Genomic DNA, 14,829 nt, shown 5'->3' with positions numbered 1-14,829 from the left:
GCGATTGGCCGATGTGGGGAGATGTATGCAAGGCAAGAATAATTCTGAACACGGGTTGGCACTCAACGAACAGTTGACCGTGGTGCTGATGTCTCACGAGCGGCCGGCATTCTTGCGTCGCGCTGCGCGATTCTACAGCGGCTTGCCTTGCAGGATTCTGGTGCTGGATTCTTCGGCTGAAGGTCAGCCAGGCCTGGCCGGACAGTTTGAAAATGTGGATTACCAGCATGTCCCGCAGTTCGGCTACTGGGGGGTTCGTGCCAAGCTGGCCTTCGGCGTGGAGCAAGTGACCACACCGTTCATGGTGTTCGCCGCCGACGATGACTTCCATGTGCATGACGCCCTGCGTGCGGCCGTGGCATTCATGCAGGCCAATCCCGACTACGGCCTGTGCCACGGTTACAGCATGATGTACCTGTCGCAAGCCAATAGCGTCAGTTACTTCCGGCGTGACAAGAAGGTCTGCGAAGACTATTGCTCCGAACACGCCGAGGAGCGTGTGCTGGACTACATGCACCAGTACCTCCCGCCATTCTATGCCGTACAGCGCACCGACCTGGTACGTGACTGGTATCAGGTCATGCCTCACGATACGTCCTTCCAATGGCAGGAAATCGGTCATACGTACTACATGCTGGCGCGGGGCAAGGCGCGGATTCTGCCGATCCCGTATGTCGTGCGCGAGATGAACTACGGGTACTCGGACCACAACACCGAGATCTTCCATACGCTGGCTCATATGGATGCCAGGACGGTCGCCGAGCGGGAAGCCTTTGCCGCTTTCCTCTTCGGGTTGCCAACTCAAGTACAAGGCGAGGACCCGGAGCAAGGCAGGCAGTTCGCGCTGCAAAGCTTCGAGGCCTTGGCCGATAGCTTGCGCACCGGCCGGGCACTGACCACCGAGCTGATTTTCGAGTCCGCCTGGACCAGTGTCGAGACCGGCCCGGTACGGCGTTTCGGGCCCAAGCAATACGTTGAAATGCCGTTCTACAACCAGGCGTTTTTCGATCAGTTGACCCAGTTCGAGTTCCTCTTGCACGCCATGCCGGCCGGTCGCGTCCAGCTGCAAGGCCTGGAGGGTGTCTGGACGCGGCAGCACAGCCTGATGCAGGCGCGTAACAACGACACGCCGGAAAGTGTGGTCGACCGTTTGTGGCAAGCCCACGACAGCAACGTGTTCAGCCGCACGGTGGTCAAGCGTCTGGCGGCACAGCTCGCACTGCTGGGCGAAGACCAGGAAGCGCAGGCCATGGGTGACTGGGCCGCGCGTCTTGAAGCGGTGTCGGTCGAAGGCAACCGTGCGACATTCGACAAGATGCGCTCCGGTCGGCTGCTCAAATGGCTCGCGCCCCGCCAGCCAGATGCCGACGAGGCAGAGTCGATCAACCAGTACCTTGTGGCCAACGACGGTGGCCCACAGTTCGGGATCTTCCTGCTCGACCTGGATAACGATATCGACAAGCTGCAAGTCTCGCTCGACAGCCTGCTCGAAGGTCGCGGCAAGGCATTCAGGATTGTGGTCTTCACCACCGGTGAAGCGCCGGCGGCGACCACGGCGCAGAACACCCTGCACTTTGTCCGGGTCACGCAAAGCAACTACGTCGACAAACTGAACCAGAGTGCTCGTCAGTCGACTTGCGACTGGTTGATGCTGGCTGAAGCCGGTGACGAGTTCACCGCCGGCGGTCTGTTGCGCGCCAGCCTGGAACTGTTGTCCGACACGGAATGCCGCGCCGTCGCCACCGACGAAATCCAGCGCACCCCGGAAGGCGCACTGGTGGACGTATTCCGTCCGGGCTTCAACCTTGATTTGCTGCAAAGCCTGCCGGCCTTGATGGCGCGTCACTGGTTGATCCGTCGGGAGGTCTTCATGGAAGTCGGCGGCTACCAGCCAGACTTCAGCAAGGCCCTGGAGTTCGACTTGCTGTTGCGCATCATCGAGCAGGGTGGACTCAACGGGCTGGCCCACCTGGATGAGCCGCTGGTGATTGCGCGGGCGCCGGCACTGGAAGAAAACGCCGATGAACGCCTGGCGTTGTTGCGCCATCTGGGCAATCGTGGCTACAAGGCCAAGGTCACTTCGACGGTGCCGGGCACTTATCAGATCGATTACCGCCACACCGAACGCCCGCTGGTGTCGATCCTCCTGCCGGCCGGGGATGACCTGGCGGCGTTGCAGCAGTGCCTGCAAGCGGTGTTGCTGCGTACCCGCTACATCCAGTACGAAGTGCTGATCGCGCTCAACCCGAATCAGTCGGCCGAGGTCAACGATTGGCTGGGCACCTGCCAGCATCCGAAAGTCAGCGTGCTGCGTGCCGACCAGGCCCTGAGCGACGTGGCGTTGTACAACGCGGCCAGTCAGCAGGCGCAGGGCGAGTACCTGGTGCTGTTGGCCGCCGACAGCGAGGTAGTCAACCCGAACTGGCTTGAATCGCTGCTCAATCACGCCCAGCGTCCGGAAGTCGGCGTGGTCGGTCCCAAGTTGATCGACCGCGACGGCAAGGTCACCCAGGCCGGCCTGATTCTCGGCATGAACGGTGGTGTAGGGTCAGCCTTTGTCGGGGAAAAACAAGACGCCGAAGGTTACCTGCACCGCTTGGCGCTGGAGCAGAACTACTCGGCGGTGTCGAAGGCGTGCCTGATGGTGCGTAAAGCGTTGTTCGACGAACTGGACGGTCTGGACAACGAGATCTTCGCCGACGGCTTGAGCGACGTCGATCTGTGCCTGCGGGCGGGCCAGACCGGTTACCTTACCGTGTGGACGCCGCTGGTACAGGTCATTCACTCGGGTCAAGTGCCGCAGGGGGCGCAGGCCCTCGATGCGCTGCGTGACAAGTGGGCGGCAGCCTTTGCCCAGGACCCGGCGTATAACGCCAACCTGGCCTTGAGCGGCAAAGGCTTTGTCCTGGGCGAAAGTGCTTCGGTGAACTGGGCGCAGATGCTCGGGTAGGCACGGCGAACAGGTATAAGGATTCAAGGCATGTACAACGGAAAATCGATTTTCATCCCAGGCGGCACCGGTTCGTGCGAGCGTCAATGCGCTCGTCTGCCGGGCACGCTCGCCCATGCCTGGTTGCCAGCATGATTCCATACGCTCGGCAAAGCCTCGATCAGGCGGATATCGACGCTGTGATCGGTGTATTGCAGTCTGACTGGCTGACCCAGGGGCCGACCATCGAGCGCTTCGAGCGGGCGATGGCCGACCGCTGCGAAGCTGATTTTGCCGTGGCGGTGTGCAATGCCACGGCGGCCCTGCACATCGCTTGCCTGGCGGCGGGGCTCGGCCCGGGCGACTGGTTGTGGACGACGCCGAACACCTTTCTCGCCTCGGCGAACTGTGGTCGCTACTGCGGTGCCGAGGTGGATTTTGTCGATATCGACCCGCGGACCTGGAACCTCGATGCCGCTGCGCTGGCCGTCAAGCTGGAACGGGCCGAGCGTGAAGGCCGGCTGCCGAAAGTGCTCGTGGCCGTGGCGTTCTCGGGGCAGAGCTGCGACATGCGCAGGATTGCCGCACTGGCCAGGCGTTATGGCTTTACCGTGATCGAAGACGCGGCCCATGCCGTTGGTGCGTCCTACGCCGGGCGCCCGGTGGGTTGTGGCGAGTTTGCCGCGATGACCGTGTTCAGCTTTCATCCGGTGAAGATCATCACCAGCGCCGAAGGCGGCATGGTCATGACCAACAACCCGGAGCTTGCCGAGCGTTTGCAACGCCTGCGCAGTCACGGCATGACCCGGGATCCGCAGCAGATGACCGGCCCCAGCCACGGCCCCTGGTACTACGAGCAAGTGGAACTGGGGTTCAATTACCGCATTACCGACCTGCAAGCGGCCCTCGGTTTGTCGCAGTTGAACAAGCTGGATGAGTTTATCGAGCGTCGGCGTGAACTGGCGGCGCGTTATGAGCGCTTGCTGGCGTACTTGCCGCTGACCCTGCCCAGTGCGCAGCCAGAGGCCGAGTCGTCGTGGCACCTTTACGTGGTGCGCCTGCAACTCGATCAGATCAGCCTCACTCATCGTGAGGTGTTCGAAGGACTGAGGGCGGCCGGGGTCGGGGTGAACCTGCACTATATTCCCGTGCATTTGCAGCCTTACTATCGCGACCTCGGGTTCAACGAGGGTGATTTTCCACAGGCCGAGCGTTACTACGCCGAGGCCATCAGCCTGCCGTTGTATCCGTTGCTCAGTGATGAACAGCAGGACTATGTGGTCGAGCAGATGCGACAGCTGATCGAAATAATCCAGCCATTGCGACGGGTGGGAAATGTGTGATGCGTGAACTGACCGAGCAGGAAACTTTCTGGCAGGGCGAATTCGGCAACCAGTACGTTGACCGCAATGTCGGCCAGCCACTGGTGGCGGCCAACCTGGCGCTGTTTGCCAAGGCGCTGACACGGGTCGGGCACATCGACAGCCTGGTGGAACTGGGCACCAATGCCGGTAACAACCTGCAGGCACTGCGTCAGCTGTTGCCGCGCTGCGAACTGTTTGGCGTGGAGATCAATGCCAGTGCCTGTGCCGCTGCCCAGGCGCTGGGTATTGCCCACATCTGGCACGGTTCGCTGTTCGATTTCCCCCGCGAACGCACCTTCGACCTGACCCTGAGCAAAGGCGTGCTGATTCACCTGGCGCCGGAGTTGCTGCCGGCCGCGTACGCGCAACTGTATGAGCTGAGCCGGCGCTATATCCTGATCGCCGAGTACTACAACCCGGCGCCGGTCGAGGTCCCGTATCGCGGCAACAGCGGCAAGCTGTTCAAGCGCGACTTCGCCGGTGAAATGCTCGATCGCTATGACGACCTGCAACTGCTTGACTACGGTTTTGGCTACCACCGCGATCGGCAGTTCCCGGTGGACGACATCACCTGGTTCGTCCTGGAAAAACGCCGTTGAACAACGTAGCCATCATCCCGGCCCGAGGCGGCAGCAAACGCATACCCCGCAAGAACCTCAAACCGTTCGCCGGTGTGCCAATGATTGCCCGCTCGATTCGGGTGGCGCTGGAATCCGGATTGTTTTCCCGGGTGGTGGTCAGCACCGACGACGAGGAAATCGCCGGGCTGGCCCTGGACTGCGGCGCCCAGGTGCCCTTCATGCGTCCGGCGGAACTGGCCGACGACTTCACGGGTACCGCTGCGGTGATCGCCCATGCCCTGCAAGCACTGCGTGAGCAAGGGCAGACGTTCGATCACGCCTGCTGCATCTACGCGACCGCGCCGTTGCTGCAGTCGCGATTTCTTGTCCAGGGGCTGAGCCTGCTGGATCAGCATCCCGACAAGTCCTTCGCATTCTCGGTGTGCGACTTCGGTTTCCCGGTTCAGCGCGCCCTGACCCTTGATGACCAGGGCGCATTGACGGCACTGTATCCGCAGTACCGTGATACCCGCTCCCAGGATTTGTCAGTCGCCTATCAGGATGCCGGGCAGTTCTATTGGGGCCGCAGCGATGCCTGGCTGCGTGGCGAGGTGCTGTATTCACCGTACAGCCTGCCGGTCATCCTGCCGCGGCATCTGGTGCAGGACATCGACACGCCGCAGGACTGGACACGCGCGGAGTACCTGTATGCCGCGCTCAAGGCCGGGGGGGAACTGCAATGAGAGTGCTGATTCGCTCTGACGCTTCGCCGACCATCGGCAGCGGCCACATCGCGCGCTGCCTGTGCCTGGCTCGCGTGCTGCGCGGGCAGGGCAGTCACGTGGCTTTCGCCTGTCGCCTGCTACCCGGGCATCGGCTGGAGGCACTGCGCGCCGAAGGTTTCGAAACCTTTGAACTGCCCGCGCGCTACAGCGACGAAGACCCGCAGCAGGCCATCGAATCCATGCTGCCATGGCAGGCGGACATCGCCGCGCTGGAGCCATTGCTGGACCGGCAGCCGGCATTCGACTGGATCATTGTCGACCACTACGGCCTCGATCATCACTGGCAGACCGCCGCCCGGCGCTGGGCGCCACGGATCGCCGCGGTGGACGACCTCGCGACGCGGACCTACAGCGCCGATTTGCTGCTGAACCAGAACCTCTCGGGAACAGCCCAGGCTTATACGTCGCTGCTGGCGCCTGGCTGTCGGACATTGTTCGGCCCAGGGTTTGCCATGTTGCGCGACGAGTTCCATTGCCCGGCCATCGAGATCAAGCCCCAGGCCCGGCGTGTGCTGGTGAATTTCGGCGGTTTCGACGCTGCGATGCAGACTCATCACGCGATGCTGGCGCTGGCGGACTTTGCCGAGCTGGAAGTCGATTTTGTCGCCGGTGCGGGTAATCCGGCCTGGGCGCAGATGCAGGCATTGGCGGCGACTCGCCCGAATTGGCGCCTGCACAGTTTCGTCGGCGACTTTTATCGATTGATGACCGAAGCCGACCTGTTTGTCGGGGCGGGTGGGGGCACCAGTTGGGAACGGGCGGCCATGGGCCTGCCGACGATTTGCATTGCGGTATCGAACAACCAGCAGGCCAACGGCGAAGTCATGGCGGCTGCGGGCGCCCATGTGTTCATGGGGGGCCGCGAGCACGTCAGTGTCGAGCAACTGCGCCTGGCCATCGGTTTTGTCGCGGGTAACCAGGGTTTGCGCCAGAGCCTGGCACAGCAATCGCGACGACTTGTCGATGGTCGGGGCGCGCAACGGGTGGCGGCTGCGCTGGCCGGCGCGGTGCTGAGGATGCGCCCGGCGAACCTGGGTGATGCGCAGCTGTTGTTCGAGGGGCGCAACAACGAGGCCGTGCGCCGCTGGTCACTCGAGACCGGCGTGATCGAATGGCCTGCGCATCAAAACTGGCTGGTTGCGAGCCTGAGCAATCCCCGGCGGCTGTTGTTGATTGCCGAGGCCGATGATGGTCCGGTCGGTGTACTGCGTTATGACCTGCGGGGTTTAACCGCCGAGGTGTCGATTTACCTGTTCGAAGGCCGGTTCGGCCTGGGGTGGGGCAGGGCGCTGCTGTCCCGTGGCGAAGCGGTTGTAAAAGTCCACTGGCCAGAACTGGAGTCGCTCACCGCCCAGGTGTTGCCCGCTAACCAGCCGTCGCTGAACGTCTTTCGCGAAGCCGGTTTTACCCAGAGTGCCTGCGCGTTCACGCGCGTATTGAAGGATCACGCAGATGACTAGCTTCAAGATTGGCGAGCGCCTGATCGGTGCTGATGCGCCGCCATTCATCATTGCCGAGATGAGCGGCAACCATAACCAGTCCCTGGACGTGGCGTTGCAAATCGTCGAGGCCGCGGCCAGGGCCGGTGCCCACGCATTGAAACTGCAGACCTACACCGCCGACACCATGACGCTGGACCTGGCCGAGGGCGAGTTCTTCATCAAGGATCCGAACAGTCTGTGGGCCGGGACTTCGTTGTATGCGCTGTACGAAAAGGCCCACACGCCCTGGGAATGGCATGCGCCGATTTTCGCCCGTGCCAAAGAACTGGGCCTGCTGGCGTTCTCCACGCCATTCGATGAGAGCGCCGTGGACTTCCTCGAAAGCCTCGACGTGCCGGCCTACAAGATCGCCAGTTTTGAAAATACCGACCTGCCGCTGATACGCCGGGTAGCCGCGACGGGCAAGCCACTGATCATTTCCACCGGCATGGCCAGCATCGCTGAACTCGATGAAACCGTGCGCGCGGCCCGCGAGGCCGGGTGCAAGGATCTGGTGCTGCTCAAATGCACCAGCACCTACCCGGCATCACCGGTGAACAGCAACCTGCGCACGATTGCACATTTGCGCGAGTTGTTCGATTGCCAGGTGGGGCTGTCCGACCACTCCATGGGCGTTGGTGTGTCCGTGGCAGCGGTGGCACTGGGCGCAACGGTGGTGGAAAAGCATTTCACCCTCGAGCGTGCGGCCGGAGGCGTCGACGCCAGTTTCTCGCTGGAGCCTTCCGAGCTGGCCAGCCTGGTGATTGAAACCGAGCGCGCCTGGCAAGCCATGGGGCACGTGCATTACGGCGTCACCGAGGCTGAGCGCCCATCCCTGGTGTACCGTCGGTCGTTGTATGTCACCCGGGACATGGAGGCCGGTGAGCCCTTCAGTGCGACAAATCTGAGAGCCATCCGTCCGGGGCTCGGGCTGGCGCCCAGGCATGCGCAAAGCCTCCAGGGACGCCGTGCCAGGCAGGCTATCAAGCGTGGAACAGCGCTGGACTGGTCCTTGGTCGAATAACCCATTGTCGGGCTGATTCGGCAAAATAGAGTGACCTGCGAGTCAGAACGCGCATCTTCACTGTATTGTATTGGCCGGGAAGATGGCGCCTGACCCTTTATCGGGTTCAGTGATAGCCCTTTACGCTTCCCGGTCGTCGCCCTGGGGCGACGGAAATCCAGGTTTGTCGGCGCCCCTCGATTCCTGCGAGTGGTGGTATTGGGCTGTTTATTATTGGGAAGCCGTAATGATTGGCATAAAAAGCATTGCGAGCTACGTTCCTGTAGCCGGCGTGGACAATTACGCACAAGGTGCAAAATTCGATAAGGATGAAGAATTCATCCTGGGCAAGATCGGCTCGGCTTTCCTGCCGCGCAAGGGCGTTGATCAGGAAACTTCCGATCTGTGCGTTGAAGCGGCCAATGCGCTGTTTGCCAGCAACCCTGATCTGAAACGTGAATCCATCGATGCGTTGATCGTCGTCACCCAGAACGGTGACGAGGAAGGACTGCCGCATACCGCGGCCATCGTGCAGGACAAACTCGGCCTGCCGACCAATGTTGCAGCGTTTGATATTTCCCTGGGCTGTTCCGGTTACGTCTACGGCATCTATGCGATCAAGGGCTTCATGGAGGCCGCCGGCCTGAAGAACGGCCTGCTGATCACTGCCGATCCGTATTCGAAGATCGTCGACCCGGAAGATCGTAACACCACCATGCTGTTCGGCGATGCGGCCACTGCGACCTGGATGGGTGAAAACCCGACCTGGGCACTGGGCAAGTCCAGGTTCGGCACCGACGGTTCCGGCGCTCCACATTTGAAAGTCACCGACGGCGTGTTCTTCATGAACGGGCGCCAGGTGTTCAACTTTGCACTGCTCAAGGTACCGGCACATTTGCATGAGTTGCTGGGTGAGTCGCAGCTCAGCGCTGACGACATCGATGCGTTCTGCATTCACCAGGGCAGCGCGGCGATTGTCGATGCGGTCGCGCGGCGCTTCGAAGAGTGTCCGCAGAAGTTCATCAAGGACATGGTCGAGACCGGTAATACGGTGTCGTCGAGCATTCCATTGCTGCTGGAAAAGCATATTCTCGATTCCGAATGGAAGCGCGTTGCGCTCAGCGGTTTCGGAGTGGGCCTGTCATGGGGTTCGGCGATCATCTATCGTCCTTGAGTGAAAGTCTTTTCATAAAAAGGCCGGTACAAAAAAGCGCCCAAGGGTTAACCTTGAGCGCTTTTTTGCTTGTAAGGAGTGCGAGGTAGCATGAGCGAATGCTTTGAAGACAATGCTCAGGTTATCCAGCGGCGCTGGCCGTCGCTGTATGCGCGATTGAAAAGGGAAGATCGTCTGGGCATCGAGGTCGAGCTGATCGAAGGTCGTGACTCGACGTTGTGTGTGGGCGGCATCCAGCTCACCAGTCGCCATGATCGCCTGCACGAGGCTCGTCTTCAGGCCGCCAGTCTCCCGCTCGACAAGCCACAACTGCACGTCTACGGCACCGGCTTCGGCGATTTGCCTGCGGTTTTGCTGGAGCGCGCCGGGCTTGAAAAACTCTATGTCCACATTCTCAACGGCGCGCTTTTCCTGTTGGTGCTGGAGCTGATCGATCAACGCCAATGGCTGGGCGATCCGCGCGTGCAACTGCTGTATGCCGGCGATATGTCGGACATCTGCACTCCGTTTTTTGCGTTGCCGGCCGAAATGCTGCTGGCCGATGACTACAGTGCGAAGATTCGTGATCGCCTGGTCAGCGAAGTGCACCTGAGTTTCAATAATCGAGACTTCGATCCGCAGTCGCCGGTCATTCAGCAGCGCTTGCAGGATACCCTCGAAGTGCTGCTGGCCGATGATGATGTGGCACAGCTGTTTGGCACCTGCACTGAACGTGAAATCTATGTGATCGGCACAGGGCCCAGCCTTGAAGCCAATTTCGAGCGCCTGGCCGCCGCGCGCAAGCAAACGCCGCGACCTCTGTTCATCAGTGTGGATACCGCTTACAGGCCCCTTCGCGAACACGGCGTCAAACCTGACCTGGTGGTGAGCATTGACCAGCGCATCAGTGTGCTGCACTTGCCGGGCGAGGGCTCCGAAGACATTCCGCTGGTGTATTTGCCTTTGAGCGATCCACACATGCTCAAGGCCTGGAAAGGCAAGCGTTATGGCGGTTACTCCGCCAGCCCGGTCTACGCGGCGTTGCGTGAGCAGCACCCGCGTGCACAGCTTTATGTCAGCGGCAGCGTGATCCACCCGGCGGTCGACCTGGCGGTGAAGATGGGCGCGCAGCGCATCACGCTGTTCGGTGCCGATTTTTCCTTTCCGATGAACAGGACTCATACCGGCTGGAATGATGGTGATCTGGGGCCGCCGGTGAACCAGGCCAGGCACTGGGTGCACGACGGTCATGGGCAGAAGGTCAAGACGCAACTGAACTTCCGCAGCTACCTGTGCGAGCTCGAGCGTTACATAGCCAGGCATCCCGAGGTGCTTTTTTTCAATAGCAGCCGGGCAGGGGCAATGATTGCCGGTACGCAGTTCAATCAGGATTTCGTGCAATGAAGCCGCAAGTGAAGGGCATCGATGAGTGCCGGCAGTGCGCAGTATTGTTTCGACTGGGACGTGATGTCGAAGCGGCATTGACCATGGTTGATCTGTTCGATGAGACACAACGGCTGTTTGCACAGGCGCCCCGGGATGATCAGCAGGCCTGGGCCTTGATGCTCGGGCAAATGTTGGCTTGCCAGGAGCGCCAGGATTGGTTGGGACTCGCCGACTTCATGGAATATGAGTTGATCGAATTGCTCGAAAACCTGCCGGCTTGAAGGGCGGCGACAGCTTTGGCACGGGCGTTTGTGGGATGGACAGTTTTATGGCGTCATTTTTTCGCGGTTGAGGGGCACTAAGCCCTTGTTTTCTCGGGGGTGGCAGGGTGATGGCAATTTTTTTTAAAAAAGCCCTCAAGCAACCTGCCAACCCGACGATAACTATTACGAAGGTTCTCTAGGCCATACCCGGCGGTTGCCAGGGCCGGAAGCCGCAGTACCCAACCAACGAGGAATTCGTCATGGCTTTAACAGTAAACACCAACACCACATCGCTGGGCGTTCAGAAGAACCTGAACCGCGCTACCGACGCTCTGTCGACTTCGATGGCTCGTCTGTCTTCCGGTCTGAAAATCAACAGCGCCAAAGACGACGCAGCTGGCCTGCAGATCGCAACCCGCATGTCCGCACAGATCCGTGGTGGCAACCAGGCAATCCAGAACGCCAACGACGGTATCTCCGTTGCCCAGACCGCTGAAGGCGCTCTGCAAGCATCGACCGACATCCTGCAGCGTATGCGTGAACTGGCTGTTAAAGCACGTAACGGTACCAACAGCACTGCTGACCAGACCGCTACCAACTCCGAATTCGCTCAGATGTCTGACGAAATCACTCGTATCTCCGCTTCCACCAACCTGAACGGCAAAAACCTGCTGGACGGTACCGCTGGTACCATGCAGCTGCAAGTTGGTGCAAACACTGGCTCGGCCAACCGCATCGACCTGGTACTGAGCTCCAAGTTCGACGCCGTTTCCCTGTCCGTAGGCAGCGGTACTGTTGTTCTGACCGGTGCGACTTCCGCTACCCTGTCTGCCAACATCGACAACGCGATCACCGCGATCGACGCCGCTCTGGCAACGATCAACGCCACCCGCGCAAACCTGGGTGCTTCGCAAAACCGTCTGACCAGCACCATCTCCAACCTGCAGAACATCGTGGAAAACACCACTGCTGCACAAGGTCGTGTACAAGACACCGACTTCGCCCAGGAAACCGCGAACCTGACCAAGCAGCAAACTCTGCAACAGGCTTCTACCTCGGTTCTGGCTCAAGCCAACCAACTGCCTTCCGCTGTACTGAAACTGCTTCAGTAATTTCGGAATGAGTTTGAGCGGGGGAGTGTGCTTGCACGCTCTCTCGCTTTTTACATTAAGAGGTGATGGGCATGGAGATGAGCGTAAAGCTTGGCGTGTCTTATCCGGCTCCCCAGCCAGCGAGCAACGTTTCGGATAAAACGCCGGAAAAGCCTGAAGCCGCCAGTGCAGTTCCTGTGGTGGACAAGAAACCGGATGTCGATGACACCCACCTCAAGCAAGCGGTGCAGCAGATCGAAAAGTTTGTACAGTCGATCAAGCGCAATCTCGAGTTCTCGATTGACGAGCAGTCCGGGAAAGTCGTCGTCAAAGTGATTGCAAGCGAAACGGGCGAAGTCGTGCGGCAGATCCCCTCTGCAGAGGCTCTCAAGCTGGCAGAAAGCCTGAGCAATGCGAGCCACGTATTGTTCGACGCTAAAGTCTGATAGCTGGCATGAATAGTGTTTGTACGTTCTTTGGGCGCTGATAAAGGTCAAAAGAGTGGCAGCAACCTGAAGGGAGACGAAAAATGGCAAGTCCAATTTTGCCGGGTTCGGGCTTAGGCTCTGGCCTGGATATCGGTGCGATCGTTACTGCGCTGGTCAACGCCGACAAATCGGCGAAACAGACGCAGATCGATACTCAGACCAAAGCCAACACGCTGAAAATTTCCGGTGTCGGCTCCTTGAAAAGCGCACTGACGGCCTTTCAGACGGCGCTGACCAATCTCGGTAGCAAGACCAATCCTGCGTTTGCGGGCTATACCGCCACTTCGGGCACCCCGTCGATCCTGGGTGCAACTTCCGACAACACCGCCGTTGCCGGTACCTACAGCGTTGTTGTGAACAACCTGGCCACCAGCTCGAAAGTAGCCAGTGCTTCTTTTGCCGGCGGTGCCGCCAGTGCCATTCCGAGTGGTACTCTGAAAATCAGTCAGAATGGCACTGATTACGATGTCACGATTCCAGCCAATGCGACCTTGCAGAGCACTCGGGATGCCATCAACTCTGCGCAGGCGAGCAACGGTATTTCCGCCAACATCGTGACCGACAGCACGGGAGCGTCACGTCTGGTGATCAGCTCCACCAAGACGGGTGCAGGTTCCGACCTTACCGTCAGCGGTATCGCCGGTCTTGAAATCGACGGCACCCAACCGATGGGCGCCAACCCCTCGGCTTCCAGTTCAGGGGCTGTCAACGGGATTGCGGTGGATGCATCGCTGACCATCGACGGCCTGGCAGTGACCAGCAAGAGCAATACGGTGACCGGCGCGATCAGTGGCCTGACCCTGAACCTGGCGTCCGTGAGCCCGGGTACGCCCCCGGCTGCGGCGACCGTCACGGTTGCGAACAACACCGCTGGATTGCAGACGTCGATCCAGTCGTTCGTTGACTCCTACAACACCCTGATGAACACCATCAACTCCCTGTCCAAGGCGACAGCGGATGCCGATGGCAATCTGACTGTGCAGGCGGCGTTTACCGGCGACTCGATGCCCCGTACGCTGATTTCCGATATCCGCGGCGTGCTGACGGCTCCGGGGGCAGGCGGTCCATTGGCCGTGCTGTCGCAGCTCGGCGTGATGACGAACGAGAAAACCGGCAACCTGGCGTTCGATACAACGGCCTTCAACAAGACGATGGCCATCAACGGCATGAGCGGCCAGGTGCAGCAGTTGTTCAGCGGTACCGATGCTACCAACGGCCTGCTGACGCGCATGGGCGCTGCAATCAAGCCTTATGTGCAGACCGGCGGGTTGCTTGATCAGCGCAATTCCAACCTGCAGAGCATCAGCAAGAACCTTGCAAACCAGCAGTCCGCGTTGGACTTGCGTGTTGCCAACATGACCAAGACGTTGACCGCCAAGTACAACGCAATGGACCTGTTGGTCGGGCAACTGAAAGCGACGGCGAACAATATCACCTCGTTCTTCACCTCGTTGAACGCCCAGAAGTCCGCTGACTAGTCATGAACTGACGACAAAAACCCGGCTACGCATTTTGGCGTGTGCCGGGTTTTTGTCTTTTGACCTAAAGTTCTCTGGTTCGTGGACGATACACTGGTCATACGAGTCATTGTGGTAATGAGGTAGAACATGAATCCAATGTTAGCCCTTCGGCAATATCAGAAAGTGGGTTCGCACGCCCAGACGTCCGAGGCGAGTCCGCATCGTTTGGTACAAATGCTCATGGAAGGTGGCCTTGACCGTATCGCCCAGGCCAAAGGTGCCCTGGAGCGCAAGGACATTCCCGGCAAGTGTGTATCGATCAACAAGGCGATCGGCATCGTCGGTGGCTTGCGTGAAGGCCTGGATCTTGAAAACTGCGCCGATACGGTGGGTGAACTCGACAGCCTTTACATCTACATGATGAAGCGCCTGGCCGAGGCGAACATCAGCAGCGACCCGAGGATTCTCGATGAGGTCGCGGACTTGCTTCGCACGGTGAAAGAAGGCTGGGACGGTATTGCTGAGCCGGGTCCGCAGTTCTAAGAGGGGGCGCCATGAGTCTTGTATTGCAGCGAATAGAGCAAACTCGTGAAGCGCTGGTCGGTGCCTTGGCCGAGCGCGACTGGGAGGCTATCGGTCAATTGGACCTGGATTGCCGTTCCTGCATGGAAGACGTCCTGAGCGAAGCTTCGCTGGACGAGGAAGTTCTGCGTAGCAATCTTGAGGAGTTGCTGTATGTCTACAAGCAGCTTCTTGAGGTGGCGATGGGGGAGAGGCAGGCGATAGTCGATGAAATGTCTCAGATCCAGCAAGCGCGGAACGCTGCAAAGGTTTACCATCTGTTTGGTTAATTAACCCCAAGTTAA

The 14,829-nt window shown here is 59.9% G+C and carries 14 protein-coding genes; all 14 read left to right on the top strand.

Annotated elements, in window-relative coordinates:
* Positions 1-25: 25 nt before the first annotated feature.
* The 14 genes from CAG47_RS02775 (at position 26) to CAG47_RS02710 (ending at position 14,814) form a co-directional block, all read left to right on the top strand.
* Complete coding sequence (locus tag CAG47_RS02775; protein ID WP_085723370.1) at positions 26-2,950, top strand: TIGR00180 family glycosyltransferase; 2,925 nt, start codon at positions 26-28, stop codon at positions 2,948-2,950.
* Positions 2,951-3,081: 131 nt separating this feature from the next.
* Positions 3,082-4,272 (top strand): UDP-4-amino-4,6-dideoxy-N-acetyl-beta-L-altrosamine transaminase, encoded by a 1,191-nt coding sequence (gene pseC / locus CAG47_RS02770; protein ID WP_085723369.1) that lies wholly within the window; start codon positions 3,082-3,084, stop codon positions 4,270-4,272.
* A complete protein-coding gene (locus CAG47_RS02765; protein WP_085723368.1) occupies positions 4,272-4,892 on the top strand; it encodes a pseudaminic acid biosynthesis-associated methylase in 621 nt (206 codons plus the stop codon). The genes pseC and CAG47_RS02765 overlap by 1 nt, the downstream gene beginning before the upstream one ends.
* Positions 4,889-5,596: a pseudaminic acid cytidylyltransferase gene (pseF, locus tag CAG47_RS02760; RefSeq protein ID WP_085723367.1), complete on the top strand. Its 708-nt coding sequence runs from the start codon at positions 4,889-4,891 to the stop codon at positions 5,594-5,596. The genes CAG47_RS02765 and pseF overlap by 4 nt, the downstream gene beginning before the upstream one ends.
* Complete coding sequence (pseG, locus tag CAG47_RS02755; RefSeq protein WP_085723366.1) at positions 5,593-7,098, top strand: UDP-2,4-diacetamido-2,4,6-trideoxy-beta-L-altropyranose hydrolase; 1,506 nt, start codon at positions 5,593-5,595, stop codon at positions 7,096-7,098. Before pseF ends, pseG begins: the two co-directional genes overlap by 4 nt.
* Complete coding sequence (pseI, locus tag CAG47_RS02750; RefSeq protein WP_085723365.1) at positions 7,091-8,143, top strand: pseudaminic acid synthase; 1,053 nt, start codon at positions 7,091-7,093, stop codon at positions 8,141-8,143. The genes pseG and pseI overlap by 8 nt, the downstream gene beginning before the upstream one ends.
* 226 nt (positions 8,144-8,369) lie before the next feature.
* The gene (locus CAG47_RS02745) at positions 8,370-9,296 is read left to right on the top strand and encodes a ketoacyl-ACP synthase III (protein WP_085723364.1); all 927 of its coding nucleotides are present in this window, start codon (positions 8,370-8,372) and stop codon (positions 9,294-9,296) included.
* A 90-nt stretch (positions 9,297-9,386) separates the two neighbouring features.
* Entirely contained in the window at positions 9,387-10,679 is a 1,293-nt protein-coding gene (locus CAG47_RS02740) for a motility associated factor glycosyltransferase family protein (protein ID WP_085723363.1), read from the top strand.
* The gene (locus CAG47_RS02735) at positions 10,676-10,942 is read left to right on the top strand and encodes a hypothetical protein (RefSeq protein ID WP_085723362.1); all 267 of its coding nucleotides are present in this window, start codon (positions 10,676-10,678) and stop codon (positions 10,940-10,942) included. The genes CAG47_RS02740 and CAG47_RS02735 overlap by 4 nt, the downstream gene beginning before the upstream one ends.
* A gap of 242 nt (positions 10,943-11,184) precedes the next feature.
* On the top strand, positions 11,185-12,036 hold the full coding sequence (locus CAG47_RS02730; RefSeq protein WP_085723361.1) for a flagellin domain-containing protein: 852 nt from the start codon (positions 11,185-11,187) through the stop codon (positions 12,034-12,036).
* Positions 12,037-12,107: 71 nt separating this feature from the next.
* Complete coding sequence (locus CAG47_RS02725; protein ID WP_085723360.1) at positions 12,108-12,461, top strand: flagellar protein FlaG; 354 nt, start codon at positions 12,108-12,110, stop codon at positions 12,459-12,461.
* A gap of 83 nt (positions 12,462-12,544) precedes the next feature.
* Positions 12,545-13,981: a flagellar filament capping protein FliD gene (gene fliD, locus CAG47_RS02720; RefSeq protein ID WP_085723359.1), complete on the top strand. Its 1,437-nt coding sequence runs from the start codon at positions 12,545-12,547 to the stop codon at positions 13,979-13,981.
* 129 nt (positions 13,982-14,110) lie between these two features.
* Complete coding sequence (fliS, locus tag CAG47_RS02715; RefSeq protein ID WP_085723358.1) at positions 14,111-14,506, top strand: flagellar export chaperone FliS; 396 nt, start codon at positions 14,111-14,113, stop codon at positions 14,504-14,506.
* A gap of 11 nt (positions 14,507-14,517) precedes the next feature.
* Positions 14,518-14,814 carry a hypothetical protein gene (locus tag CAG47_RS02710; RefSeq protein ID WP_015096255.1) on the top strand — a complete coding sequence of 99 codons (297 nt, stop codon included), beginning with the start codon at positions 14,518-14,520 and terminating at the stop codon, positions 14,812-14,814.
* Positions 14,815-14,829: the final 15 nt, after the last annotated feature.

This window comes from Pseudomonas sp. R37(2017) (genome assembly GCF_002113375.1).
Lineage (GTDB): Bacteria > Pseudomonadota > Gammaproteobacteria > Pseudomonadales > Pseudomonadaceae > Aquipseudomonas.
This window is presented reverse-complemented; position numbering and strand designations above follow the sequence as displayed.